Here is an 11,779-nt window from a genome sequence, read left to right as displayed (position 1 = left end):
TAAATGTAAACAATGCCTGATGCTTATTTTAAGAAGCAAAATAAGGCTGGCAGAAAACTGCCAGCCTTCACAGGAAGCATCAAATTATTTGATTTCGACTTTAGCGCCGGCTTCTTCCAGTTGTTTTTGGATGTCTTCAGCTTCAGCTTTAGAAACACCCTCTTTCAGAGTTTTAGGTGCACCGTCAACGATGTCTTTAGCTTCTTTCAGACCCAAGCCAGTGATAGCGCGGACAACTTTAATCACGCCAACTTTTTGATCACCGGCAGAAGCCAATACTACGTCAAATTCAGTTTTTTCTTCAGCAGCAGCTGCACCAGCACCTGCAGGACCTGCAACTGCAACGGCAGCAGCAGAAACGCCAAATTTCTCTTCAAAAGCTTTAACCAGATCGTTCAATTCCATTACGGTCAAAGAACCAACGGCTTCCAAAATGTCTTCTTTAGTAATAGCCATGCTATTTTACTCCAAATATTGTATTAAAAAATAATTGATTAAATGAAACAAAATCGATTAAGCGGCTTCTTCGCCAGCTTTTTTCTCTGCCAAAGCAGCCAAACCACGTGCAAATCCTGATACAGGAGCTTGCATAACGAACAACAGTTTGGACAACAGTTCTTCGCGGCTTGGAATAGAAGCCAACTCAGCAACCTGAGCAGGGTTCATCACTTCGCCATTGTAAGAACCGGCTTTAACGATAATTTTGTCATCTTTTTTCGCGAATTGGTGCAGCACTTTAGCAGCAGCAACAGCATCTTCAGAAGCAGCGTAAACCAATGGACCAACCATTTGATCGGCCAAACCTGCGAATGAAGTACCCTCTACTGCACGACGAGCTAGAGTATTTTTCAGAACGCGCAAGTAAACGCCTTCTTTACGTGCATTCGCACGAAGCTCAGTCATGCTGGAAACACTGATACCGCGATATTCAGCGACTACGAGAGTTTGAGCGTTAGCAATTGCTGCGCTAATTTCCTCTACGGCCACTTTCTTGGTTTCAATATTGAGACTCAAGGTCTACCTCCCACTGTTTATAAACAGGATACCGAAATGATATCCCACCAGCGCGGTAACCTAAAAAGACATCTTACAAGCAATCTTGCAATGTGTTTCAGGACTACCGTCTGCGTAGGGCAGTCACGATTAAATCTTACGATCCCTACGGTCTTGGACATCTACTTAATTTTAAGTAGCCCAAATTCAGGCAATCCAGAAAACCGGATCACCTGAAAATTTCTTAGTTGTTCACGCTTGCAGTATCAACGCGAACACCCAAACCCATAGTGCTGGATACAGCAACTTTTTTCAGGTACTGACCCTTAGCAGCAGCAGGTTTGGCTTTAACGATAGCATCCAGCAACGCATTGAAGTTTTCTTTCAAGTCAGCTTCAGCGAAAGAAGCACGACCGATAGTTGCGTGAACGATACCGGCTTTATCTGTACGGTATTGTACTTGACCTGCTTTTGCATTTTTAACTGCTTCAGCAACGTTAGGAGTAACAGTACCTACTTTAGGGTTTGGCATCAGACCACGAGGACCCAAGATGGTACCCAATTGACCAACGATACGCATTGCATCAGGAGAAGCAATAACAACGTCAAAGTTCAGGTTACCAGCTTTGATTTCAGCGGCCAGATCTTCAAAACCGACAATATCTGCACCAGCTTCTTTAGCAGCATCTGCATTTGCACCTTGAGTAAACACAGCTACGCGAGTTGTTTTACCGGTACCTTTAGGCAGAACGACTGAACCACGAATAACTTGGTCAGATTTACGAGGATCAACACCTAGGTTGAAAGATACGTCAACAGACTCGTCAAATTTAGCAGTAGCAGCTTTTTTAACCAAAGCAATTGCTTCGTCGATTGCGTACAGTTTGTTAGCTTCAACAGAAGAGCGCAGAGCTTTCAAGCGTTTAGATACTTTAGCCATTATACAACACCCTCCACGTCCAAGCCCATTGAGCGAGCAGAGCCGGCAATAGTGCGAACAGCCGCATCCAAGTCAGCAGCAGTCAAATCAGGCTCTTTAGTTTTAGCAATTTCTTCCAACTGAGCGCGGGTCAATTTACCCACTTTATTAGTCAGAGGATTAGAACTACCTTTTTGCAGACCAGCAGCTTTTTTCAACAAGATAGAAGCTGGAGGGGTTTTCATCACAAAAGTGAATGATTTATCTGCAAATGCAGTAATAACGACTGGAATTGGCAAACCAGGTTCCATACCTTGGGTTGCAGCATTAAATGCTTTACAGAATTCCATGATATTCAAACCACGCTGACCCAAAGCAGGACCAACTGGGGGAGATGGATTGGCTTTACCTGCAGGAATTTGCAGTTTGATGTAGCCGATAATTTTCTTTGCCACTTAAGGACTCCTAAAAACGGGTATAACGCGGAACCATTCCGCTTCCCAAACAGAATTTGCGATTATATCCGCTTAAAAAAAAATTTTCAAGCGAATTAAACCACTTAAATCTTTTCAACCTGACCGAACTCTAATTCAACCGGTGTTTCACGACCAAAAATCTGAACCGAAACACGCAGTCTATTACGCTCGTAGTTAACTTCATCAACAATTCCATTGAAATCAGCAAATGGGCCTTCATTCACACGAACCTGCTGACCAACCTCGAATTCAACTTTTGGTTTTGGCTTCTCAACACCTGTTTTGGCTTGTTGCAAAATAGCATCTGCATCTTTTTGAGAAATTGGGATTGGGCGATTTCCGCTACCACCCACAAAACCATTTACTCGAGGGGTACTCTTAACCAAGTGCCATGAATCATCGGTCATTTCCATTTCAACCAATACATAGCCTGGATAGAATTTACGCTCACTGATGGTTTTTCGGCCATTCTTGATATCTACCACTTCCTCCACAGGAACGAGAATCTGACCGAAATATTCTTCCATGTTTTCACGAGCAATACGCTCTTTCAATGTTTTTTGAACATTTTTCTCGAAACCGGAATAGGCCTGTACCACATACCAACGCTTTGACATCTTTACCCTTTCCTATTTAATAAAACATCAAAAAACAACCATGAAATAATTGTATCTGCCGCATAAATGAAGGCTGCTAAAACTGCAACGAAGATAATCACGAATACAGTCATTTTGACCGCTTCATCACGACTCGGCCAAACTACCTTCTTGAATTCAGTCCAAGAGCTCTTAAAATATGCAAACAGACCTTCTTTCTTTTCAGGAGCCGGCTTATTACTTACCACAACTTCCTTTTTCTGATGGTCTTCTTTGCGTCCAGACGGATGTTCTGTCATCTTTACTCACTTATCAATACCCCACCCGCCTTCATTTTAGATAGTGGCATTGATCCATTAATTAATTCCAAATAATCTTAAAACTTAAGTACAAAAAAAATTAACCAGCACAAGGCCGGTTAATTTTTTATTTGGCAGGCCAAGAGGGTCTCGAACCCCCAACCCTCGGTTTTGGAGACCGATACTCTACCAATTGAGCTATTGGCCTCTAAACTTAAGCGATTACAGAAGAAACCACACCCGCACCTACGGTACGACCACCTTCGCGAATCGCAAAGCGCAGACCTTCTTCCATAGCGATAGGCGCAATCAGTTCTACAGTAATGGTTACGTTCTCACCCGGCATTACCATTTCTACGCCTTCTTCCAAAGTAACTGCACCAGTTACGTCAGTAGTACGGAAGTAGAATTGTGGACGGTAGTTAGCGAAGAATGGAGTGTGACGACCACCCTCTTCTTTGCTCAGTACGTATACTTCTGCTTTGAATTTGGTGTGAGGAGTGATAGTACCTGGTTTAGCCAATACTTGACCACGCTCTACGTCTTCACGTTTAGTACCACGCAGCAACACACCTACGTTGTCACCTGCTTGACCTTCGTCCAGCAGTTTGCGGAACATTTCAACACCGGTACAAGTGGTTTTTTGAGTTTCTTTCAGACCTACGATTTCGATCTCGTCACCAACGTGGATGATACCGCGCTCTACACGACCGGTTACTACTGTACCACGGCCAGAGATAGAGAATACGTCTTCGATAGGCAACAAGAAAGGTTTGTCCACAGCACGCTCAGGTGTTGGGATGTAGCTATCCAAAGCAGCTGCCAGTTCGAAGATTTTTTCTTCGTAAGCTGCATCACCTTCCAAGGCTTTCAGTGCAGAACCTTGTACGATTGGGCAATCGTCGCCTGGGAAGTCGTAGCTTGACAACAAGTCACGGATTTCCATTTCAACCAGTTCCAACAACTCGGCATCGTCAACCATGTCACATTTGTTCATGAATACGATGATATAAGGTACACCTACTTGGCGAGCCAACAGGATGTGTTCGCGAGTTTGTGGCATAGGACCGTCAGCTGCGGAACATACCAAGATCGCGCCGTCCATTTGGGCAGCACCGGTAATCATGTTTTTAACGTAGTCGGCGTGGCCCGGGCAGTCTACGTGTGCGTAGTGACGGGTTTCAGTTTCGTATTCTACGTGTGAGGTATTAATGGTAATACCACGAGCTTTTTCTTCAGGAGCGTTGTCGATTTGGTCGTAAGCTTTTGCAGCGCCACCGAATTTTTTAGCCAAAATAGTAGTCAAAGCAGCAGTCAGAGTGGTTTTACCATGGTCAACGTGACCGATGGTGCCAACGTTTACGTGCGGTTTGCTACGTTCAAATTTTTCCTTAGCCATGGCAATATCCTATAATCTAAGCTTTTGAAAGAAAGGGTAATAATGAGATGGTGCCCATGGGCAGATTTGAACTGCCGACCTCTCCCTTACCAAGGGAGTGCTCTACCCCTGAGCTACATGGGCGAATTGTTTGGAGCGGGTGAAGGGAATCGAACCCTCACCGTAAGCTTGGAAGGCTTCTGCTCTACCATTGAGCTACACCCGCATACTCACTATTTGCTCCAAGTAAGAATTTTTGGTGGAGGGAGAAGGATTCGAACCTTCGAAGCTCACGCAACAGATTTACAGTCTGCCCCCTTTGACCGCTCGGGAATCCCTCCAAAAGAGAACGCTAGTTTATTGGCAACTCAGATTTCCGTCAAGATTTTTTTTCATTTATTTCTTTAAAAATATCCAAGTTTTTGCTTTTAAACATTATTTACTTAAACTGAATGATTTTTTCGTACTTGGCCATCAGTTCTTCGTGCGTTTCAGGATGTTCTTCATCGATCAAGATACAGTCGACAGGACATACCTGTTGGCACTGCGGCTCATCGTAATGACCTACGCATTGCGTACACAAATTTGGATTGATTTCGTAAATTTCTTCACCTTGCGAAATGGCATCATTAGGGCATTCCGGTTCGCACACATCGCAGTTAATGCACTCATCTGTAATAAAGAGCGACATTTCTATTTCCTTTTTTCTTAAATTATCAAAACCGATTGGGCGCGGATTATAGCACAAATGACGTCGGAACAATCCGTTTGAAAGAATGTTTTACACCTTGGGAATGATTCTCAAATTCTATACTATTCAGCAACTTGCAAATAGAGCAACAATTCAAACCTACTCATTCCCGCCTTCCCTTCCCGATAAACTTCCAGCCAATCCGGTTTTTCAGGCAGCTTCCCTGCTTCAATATAGACCATTGCCCCATTTTTCAAGTGGCTTTGCAATCGGATAAACAGATTTTGCCAATCTTCCCATGCAAACGGCGGATCAAGGAACACAACATCAAATTTTTCAGACGGCCTTGCCAGATAAGCTATGCCGTCTGAACACACGATTTCTACTTGTTTCAAACCTAATTCACGAATATTTTTCTGAAGCGTTTGAACAGTTTGGCGGTGGTTATCGACCATTACCACTTTTGTTGCATTACGAGAAGCGGCCTCCATTCCCAAAGCACCGCTACCGCTGAATAAATCTAATACTGTTTTACCGGTTAAATCCTGACCCAGCCAGTTAAACAGTTTTTCACGCACGCTGTCAGGCGTCGGGCGCAGACCATCTGCAGATAAAAATGTTAACTTTCGTCCCCTGCATTGTCCGCCGATGATGCGGACTTGATTTGAATGTTTGCTGTGTTTACTCATAATTAAAACGGATCGTCCGACAGTTTCAGACGACCTCTAAAGAATGACAAAGCAGTCATTATACCGCAGCGTTTTTTCATTTAAGGCCGCATGAAAACAAATCTACCCATCGCAAAAATTTATTTTTTATGATGGTAAACTTACAAAATTTTATAAATTATAAAATATTTTCTCAAATAAAAAGGTTGCTTACGTTCGCCGCTAGAACTTTCCCCTCGCTTTTTCAGTCTATTTACCATAATACTTAAATGAAAATATGGATGGCTGACAATGCCGCTTTGGAAAATTATTTTGGGTGTTTATATCAGCGGTGTGATTGCCTTTACCGCCCACGCCCATTTTTTTTGATGAATATTACCGCCACTTGGGATTGATACCGAACTTGGGGCGGGGTCTGCTTTGGTTCGTCTTTTGTCTGCCCTTGATTGGCAAAACTGTCGCTTTGATAGTCAGTTTATTCTTTCTTGCCACGTTGGTTTTCGCGCGGCGTTAAAACTTGTCTTTTACAAAACCCAAAGGTCGTCTGAAAAATTTTTCAGACGACCTTTGGGTTTTGAATTTGACGACATGAAATATTGAATTGCGTTTCACCGTGTGAAGTATGTTTTCAACTTAAACACAAAACTAGATAAATTACATTTGCTTATTTATAATGAGTAGTCATTTTTGAAACATTAATGTAAGGCTACTATCATGTCCGATCTGAATCTCAGTAACAGTATATTTCAAGGTTACAACGACAAACATGGCTTAATGATTTGTGGGTATGAATGGGGTTGGAGTAAAGCCGATGAGGCTGCTTATGTAGCAGGTGAATACAAACTCCCTGAAAACAAAATCGACCATACATTTGCCAATAAATCCCTCTATTTCGGTGAACAGGCAAAAAAGTGGCGTTACGACAATACGATAAAAATTTGGTTTGAAATGTGGGGACATCCCTTAGACGAAAATGAATTGGGCGGTGCATTTGAAAAATCCCTGGTACAAACCAACTGGGCAGCTACTCAGGGCAACAAAATCGACAATCCAAACAAATTTCTCCAGCCTGAACACGTCGATAATTTTCTCTACCACGTTGAGAAACTACGCCCTAAATTGATTCTCTTCATGGGAAGCAATCTGACAAATTATCTTAATCGCGCAAATGTATTGCCGCGCTTCGAGCAGCTTGTCGGAAAACAAACTCAACCGCTCCGAGTAGTACAAAAAGATTTTAGCGGTACACGTTTCAAAATCAGATTCCAATCGTTTGAAAATTGCGAAGTCGTCTGCCTGCCTCACCCCAGTGCCAGCCGCGGTCTATCTTACGATTACATAGCCTTATTTGAACCAGAAATGAACCGTATTTTATCGGACTTTAAAACGACACGCGGATTCAAATAAACCAATCACAGAAAAGCAAAAGGTCGTCTGAAAATTTTTCAGACGACCTTTTCTCTTTCAAACCAACCTAATCTCACTCTTTCGGTGCAGGCGGTTCAATCTGCTCTTTCCAGCCGCATTCTTTTTGCGGGCAGACTTTTTCTACGCCCCAGCGTTTGGTGGTTTTGATGGTCAAGACCGGCCAATGGCAGTTCGGGCATTCTTCGGCGATGGGCGGATTCCAAGTGGCGTAGTTGCAATCCGGATAAGTGCTGCAACTGTAAAACAGTTTGCCGTAGCGGGATTTACGTTCGACGAGGTTGCCTTTTTTGCATTGCGGGCATTGGACGCCGGTGTCTTTGGGTTTTTCCAACGGCTCGACATGTTTGCATTTCGGATAGTTGGCGCAGCCGATGAATTTGCTGCCGGTACGGCTGTATTTGTACACTAGGCGACCGCCGCATTTAGGGCACTCGCGCCCGTCAAGTTCGGCTTGCTCTGCTTCCGCTTTGGCGATGCGTTCGGCAGCTTCTTCGGCAGTTTCATTGACATTGCGCGTGTAGCTGCACTCGGGATAACCGGCGCAGGCAACAAAACGACCCATTTTGCCGAATTTGATTTGCAACTTGTGTTCGCCGCATTTCGGGCAGGTTTCATCAAGTTCCTGCGTGGTAAATTTGGCGCGTTCGATACCCTCTTTTTCTTCCACTTGCTTGATAAACGGCTTCCAGAATTTATCCATCACGGGAATCCATTGGCGTTTACCGTTGGCAATTTCGTCAAGCTGGTCTTCAAGTTTGGCAGTGAAGTGGTAATCGACGTATTGGGCGAAGTGTTCGGTCAAGAATTTATTGACGATGTCACCTGTGTCGGTAGGCATAAAGCGTTTTTGCTCAAGGGTAACGTATTCACGGTCTTTGAGTGTGGAAATAATACTGGCGTAGGTGGAAGGGCGGCCAATACCGTATTCTTCGAGGGCTTTAACCAGTGTGGCTTCGTTGTAGCGCGGCGGCGGAGTGGTGAAGTGTTGTTCGCCGTAAAGTTTGTCCACAGGCAGTTTGTCGCCTTCGCTCATTTCGGGCAGTTTTTTGCTGTCTTCGCTCTCTTCGTCATCGCTGCTTTCTTCATACACGCTCAAAAAGCCTGCAAAAGTCTGCACTTGTCCGGTTACGCGGAATACGCCCTTACCAACGGTAATATCGACGGTGGTTTGGTCGAATTTGGCGGGCGTCATCTGACAGGCGACGGTGCGCTGCCAAATCATTTGATAGAGTTTGAACTGGTCTGCGCTCAGGAAGGGTTTGACGCTTTCGGGCGTGCGGTACACGGAAGTCGGACGGATGGCTTCGTGCGCTTCTTGGGCGTTTTTGGATTTGGTTTTGTACTGCTTGGCCGAACTTGGCAGATATTCTTTGCCGATTTTGTTTTCGATGTAATGGCGGATTTCGGTTAACGCTTCATCGGCCAAATTCACGCTGTCAGTACGCATATAGGTAATCAGACCGATAGCACCCTGCCCTACGTCTATACCTTCATAAAGTTGCTGAGCGGTACGCATGGTGCGGTCGGTGGTGAAGCCGAGTTTGCGCACGGCATCCTGCTGCATGGTAGAAGTGGTGAACGGCGCGGCAGGATTGCGGCTGCGCTTTTTCTTTTCAATAGCAGTAACGACAACCTCTTTGCCTTCGAGCTCTTTCAATACGTCGGCTTGCGCGGCTTCATTCGGCAGGTCGAATTGTTCGAGTTTCGCGCCGTTGTATTGGGCCAGTTTGGCGGTAAACTTACTGCGGCCTTTGTGGCTGTCGAGATGTACCGTCCAATATTCCTGCGCTTCAAACGCGCGGATTTCGTTTTCGCGCTCACAAATCAGGCGCAAAGCAGGGCTTTGTACACGGCCTGCGCTCAAACCGCGGCGGATTTTTTTCCACAACAATGGCGAGAGGTTGAAACCGACAAGATAGTCCAAAGCACGACGGGCTTGTTGCGCATCGACCAAGTCCATTTCGATTTCGCGCGGATGGGCAACCGCATCGAGCACGGCGTTTTTGGTGATTTCGTGGAACACGACACGCTGCGGCTTGATGTTTTTCAAGCCACGTTTGGATTTAAGGATTTCCAAAAGATGCCAAGAAATGGCTTCGCCTTCCCTATCCGGGTCGGTTGCGAGGTAGATGTTTTCAGCTTCTTTGGCACCGGCAACGATGGCATCAACGTGTTTGCTGTTGCGGCTGATCAATTGGTATTTCATGGCAAAGCCATTGTCGGGATCGACTGCTCCGCTTTTCGGAACCAAATCGCGGACGTGGCCGTAAGACGCCAAGATTTCAAAATCACCGCCCAGATATTTTTTCAGGGTTTTGGCTTTGGACGGGGATTCGACGATTAATAGGTTTTTCGCCATTGTTGTTCTCTTTTGGATGTATTGGATTTATGTTTCAGACGGCCTTTTGTCATTTTGTTCAGGCCGTCTGAAAAAAGGTTTAGTGCATCACATTTTGTCCGGTCAACGCACTCATCAAGTCGTCTCCTATCAGGACGGGCAACTCGCTCTTGTGCATCCACAGTACCAGCAATACCAACACTTTGGCGGTATCGAGGGTGATTTCGTCCGATGGAATGTGCATCAGGGCGTGAATGACGATTTCGCGTTGCTCATAAGTAATTGCGTGTTCGGCAACCAAATACTGCATCAAGCCCATGACTTCCTGCGGCAGGTTTTCAGCTTCTTCACGGCAGAATACGCGCAGTGAGTCGCTGTTAAACGGCTCGGCATAGAATTCGGATGTATTGAACAAGACTTCCATCATCATCAATGTATTGCCGATTTCCGTAGCATCAAAACCCGCATCTTCCAAGAGGCGACCCAAATCCTCAGGAGGCGGACAATTGTCGAAATCTTGGAAGTGTTCGATTAAATAGGCAATGACTTCGGTCATGCTGGTTCCTTAAATATAGATAATTTATGCTTTGACACGCTGATAACGACCGCCCGGCAAGGCGGCGACGATGCCGTCAAGTTCGTATTCCAAAAGCTGTGCGTACACGTCTGCCGCTGCCGTATTGGTTTGTTGCGCCAAAATATCGGGATGTATCGGGTCGTAACCCATTGCTTCCAATAAAGCGCTTGTTGATGGGGCGGCAGGTAGGTTTTCAGACGGCCTTTGCGGTTCATCCGCTCTTGTTTTGGATTGCAGACGTTCGACTTGATCGTTTTTCGGTTTTACCGTCTTATTTATAGAATATGATGGAACATGCGTATTTTGCAATAGCTGCGGACACTCATGGAGAATATCATCCAAACATTCCACCAGTTTTGCCCCGTCTTTAATCAGCTTGTGGCAGCCTTTGCTGTGCGGATTGTCTATCGAACCGGGCACCGCCATCACTTCGCGCCCCATCTCCGCCGCCAGCTTGGCAGTAATCAATGAGCCGGATTCCAATGCCGCCTCGACCACCAATGTCAGCTGCGACAATGCGGCAATCAAACGGTTGCGGCGCGGAAAGTTGCCTGCAAACGGACGCGTATCTAAAGGGAACTCGCTGACAATCAATCCCCTTTCGGCAATTTCATAAGCAAGGTTTTTATTGGATGGCGGATAAATGCGGTCTATACCGGTTCCCCAGACGGCAATGGTACCGCCATTTGCCTGCAATGCGCCCTGATGGGCGGCGGTATCGATACCCGAAGCCATACCCGATACGACGGGAATGCCTTTTTCGCTCAACGCCCTGCCGAAATCTTTGGCAATCCGTATTGCCTGCGGCGTGGCATGGCGGCTGCCGACAATCGCGGCAGAAGGTGTGTGCAGCAGCTCTGCATTGCCGCGTAAAAACAAGACCGGTGGCGCGGTAATGCCTTGTGTCAGCATTTCGGGGAAATCATCATCTTGCAGCAGCAACAGACGGCAACCGTCCTGCATTTCCCATTTTAAAGCAGCTTCGGCAGACCGCTGCGCCAAAGCCCGTTTATCCGCATTGCGCCACGACTCGGCCGCCTGTTTATGGCGCACCAACGCGGCAATTTTGTCTGCCGGCGCATTCAAGGCTGCTTGTGCGCTACCGAATTGCTGCAACAACACCAAAAAACTTTCTGCGCCGATATAGGGCGTAAATGCCAGTTGCAACCAAGCAAAACGCTCGTTTTCCGTCATCAATCTGTTCCCTTTTCGTAATGTTTTTTCAGACGGCCTAAAGTAAATCAAGGCCGTCTGAAAATTTTATTGATATAAAACTTTTGTCGGCCCAAAAGGCAAAACAACAATGCCGAGCCATACCATTATTTTTATAAAGTATTGCTTGTCTAAGCAAACCGTCAAATGACGATGCCGTCTGAAAAACCTGATGGCTTTCAGACGGCCTCTTTTTTGTTTGAA

12 protein-coding genes, 4 tRNA genes and 2 pseudogenes are annotated in these 11,779 nt (G+C 45.7%); 1 reads left to right on the top strand and 17 read right to left on the bottom strand.

What is annotated here, in order from left to right; genetic code table 11:
- Positions 1-84: 84 nt before the first annotated feature.
- The 13 genes from rplL to rsmD all read right to left on the bottom strand — a co-directional run bounded on the left by rplL (position 85) and on the right by rsmD (position 6,041).
- Positions 85-456, bottom strand: a complete 372-nt coding sequence (rplL, locus tag ACTHTS_RS08495) for a 50S ribosomal protein L7/L12 (protein WP_003677916.1) — start codon at positions 454-456, stop codon at positions 85-87.
- Between the two features lie 57 nt (positions 457-513).
- Positions 514-1,014, bottom strand: a complete 501-nt coding sequence (gene rplJ, locus ACTHTS_RS08490; RefSeq protein ID WP_003680699.1) for a 50S ribosomal protein L10 — start codon at positions 1,012-1,014, stop codon at positions 514-516.
- Positions 1,015-1,237: 223 nt separating this feature from the next.
- On the bottom strand, positions 1,238-1,933 hold the full coding sequence (rplA, locus tag ACTHTS_RS08485; RefSeq protein WP_003677918.1) for a 50S ribosomal protein L1: 696 nt from the start codon (positions 1,931-1,933) through the stop codon (positions 1,238-1,240).
- Entirely contained in the window at positions 1,933-2,367 is a 435-nt protein-coding gene (rplK, locus tag ACTHTS_RS08480) for a 50S ribosomal protein L11 (protein WP_002220151.1), read from the bottom strand. The genes rplA and rplK overlap by 1 nt, the downstream gene beginning before the upstream one ends.
- Positions 2,368-2,471: 104 nt before the next feature.
- Entirely contained in the window at positions 2,472-3,005 is a 534-nt protein-coding gene (nusG, locus tag ACTHTS_RS08475) for a transcription termination/antitermination protein NusG (protein ID WP_003680697.1), read from the bottom strand.
- A 2-nt stretch (positions 3,006-3,007) separates the two neighbouring features.
- Positions 3,008-3,283 (bottom strand): preprotein translocase subunit SecE, encoded by a 276-nt coding sequence (secE, locus tag ACTHTS_RS08470; RefSeq protein WP_003680696.1) that lies wholly within the window; start codon positions 3,281-3,283, stop codon positions 3,008-3,010.
- A gap of 132 nt (positions 3,284-3,415) precedes the next feature.
- Positions 3,416-3,491, bottom strand: a tRNA-Trp gene (locus ACTHTS_RS08465).
- Positions 3,492-3,497: 6 nt separating this feature from the next.
- Entirely contained in the window at positions 3,498-4,682 is a 1,185-nt protein-coding gene (gene tuf, locus ACTHTS_RS08460; protein ID WP_002215366.1) for an elongation factor Tu, read from the bottom strand.
- Positions 4,683-4,730: 48 nt separating this feature from the next.
- Positions 4,731-4,805 (bottom strand) — tRNA-Thr (locus ACTHTS_RS08455).
- Between the two features lie 8 nt (positions 4,806-4,813).
- Positions 4,814-4,887: transfer RNA gene (locus ACTHTS_RS08450), tRNA-Gly, on the bottom strand.
- A 31-nt stretch (positions 4,888-4,918) separates the two neighbouring features.
- A tRNA-Tyr gene (locus tag ACTHTS_RS08445) sits at positions 4,919-5,002 on the bottom strand.
- A 98-nt stretch (positions 5,003-5,100) separates the two neighbouring features.
- Complete coding sequence (locus ACTHTS_RS08440; protein ID WP_003679513.1) at positions 5,101-5,352, bottom strand: YfhL family 4Fe-4S dicluster ferredoxin; 252 nt, start codon at positions 5,350-5,352, stop codon at positions 5,101-5,103.
- 122 nt (positions 5,353-5,474) lie between these two features.
- Positions 5,475-6,041 carry a 16S rRNA (guanine(966)-N(2))-methyltransferase RsmD gene (gene rsmD, locus ACTHTS_RS08435; protein ID WP_440369788.1) on the bottom strand — a complete coding sequence of 189 codons (567 nt, stop codon included), beginning with the start codon at positions 6,039-6,041 and terminating at the stop codon, positions 5,475-5,477.
- Between the two features lie 690 nt (positions 6,042-6,731).
- Here rsmD and ACTHTS_RS08430 point away from each other — a divergent pair.
- The gene (locus tag ACTHTS_RS08430) at positions 6,732-7,427 is read left to right on the top strand and encodes a hypothetical protein (RefSeq protein WP_440369834.1); all 696 of its coding nucleotides are present in this window, start codon (positions 6,732-6,734) and stop codon (positions 7,425-7,427) included.
- Positions 7,428-7,500: 73 nt separating this feature from the next.
- Here the strand turns inward: ACTHTS_RS08430 and topA are convergent, their stop codons facing one another.
- The 4 genes and pseudogenes from topA to dprA form a co-directional block, all read right to left on the bottom strand.
- Positions 7,501-9,807 (bottom strand): type I DNA topoisomerase, encoded by a 2,307-nt coding sequence (gene topA / locus ACTHTS_RS08425; protein ID WP_440369787.1) that lies wholly within the window; start codon positions 9,805-9,807, stop codon positions 7,501-7,503.
- Between the two features lie 79 nt (positions 9,808-9,886).
- Positions 9,887-10,342 (bottom strand): DUF494 family protein, encoded by a 456-nt coding sequence (locus tag ACTHTS_RS08420; RefSeq protein WP_003749244.1) that lies wholly within the window; start codon positions 10,340-10,342, stop codon positions 9,887-9,889.
- Positions 10,343-10,366: 24 nt separating this feature from the next.
- Positions 10,367-10,522: pseudogene (locus ACTHTS_RS08415) on the bottom strand (DNA-processing protein DprA); the annotation flags it as partial.
- A 104-nt stretch (positions 10,523-10,626) separates the two neighbouring features.
- A pseudogene (gene dprA, locus ACTHTS_RS08410) lies at positions 10,627-11,557 on the bottom strand (DNA-processing protein DprA); the annotation flags it as partial.
- Between the last annotated feature and the right edge of the window lie 222 nt (positions 11,558-11,779).

Origin of the sequence: Neisseria sp. P0019.S003, assembly GCF_051957115.1 — a bacterium.
In the GTDB taxonomy this organism is placed as follows: domain Bacteria; phylum Pseudomonadota; class Gammaproteobacteria; order Burkholderiales; family Neisseriaceae; genus Neisseria; species Neisseria flavescens_D.
The sequence above is the reverse complement of the archived record's forward strand: the minus strand, read 5'-3'. Positions and strand labels throughout refer to the sequence as shown.

Bases quoted from the DNA above. Each gene is read 5' to 3' on its own strand.
- ACTHTS_RS08440 (WP_003679513.1), bottom strand. From the start codon at position 5,352: ATGTCGCTCTTTATTACAGATGAGTGCATTAACTGCGATGTGTGCGAA.
- nusG (WP_003680697.1), bottom strand. From the start codon at position 3,005: ATGTCAAAGCGTTGGTATGTGGTACAGGCCTATTCCGGTTTCGAGAAA.
- ACTHTS_RS08420 (WP_003749244.1), bottom strand. From the start codon at position 10,342: ATGACCGAAGTCATTGCCTATTTAATCGAACACTTCCAAGATTTCGAC.
- topA (WP_440369787.1), bottom strand. From the start codon at position 9,807: ATGGCGAAAAACCTATTAATCGTCGAATCCCCGTCCAAAGCCAAAACC.
- rplA (WP_003677918.1), bottom strand. From the start codon at position 1,933: ATGGCTAAAGTATCTAAACGCTTGAAAGCTCTGCGCTCTTCTGTTGAA.
- rplL (WP_003677916.1), bottom strand. From the start codon at position 456: ATGGCTATTACTAAAGAAGACATTTTGGAAGCCGTTGGTTCTTTGACC.
- tuf (WP_002215366.1), bottom strand. From the start codon at position 4,682: ATGGCTAAGGAAAAATTTGAACGTAGCAAACCGCACGTAAACGTTGGC.
- rsmD (WP_440369788.1), bottom strand. From the start codon at position 6,041: ATGAGTAAACACAGCAAACATTCAAATCAAGTCCGCATCATCGGCGGA.
- secE (WP_003680696.1), bottom strand. From the start codon at position 3,283: ATGACAGAACATCCGTCTGGACGCAAAGAAGACCATCAGAAAAAGGAA.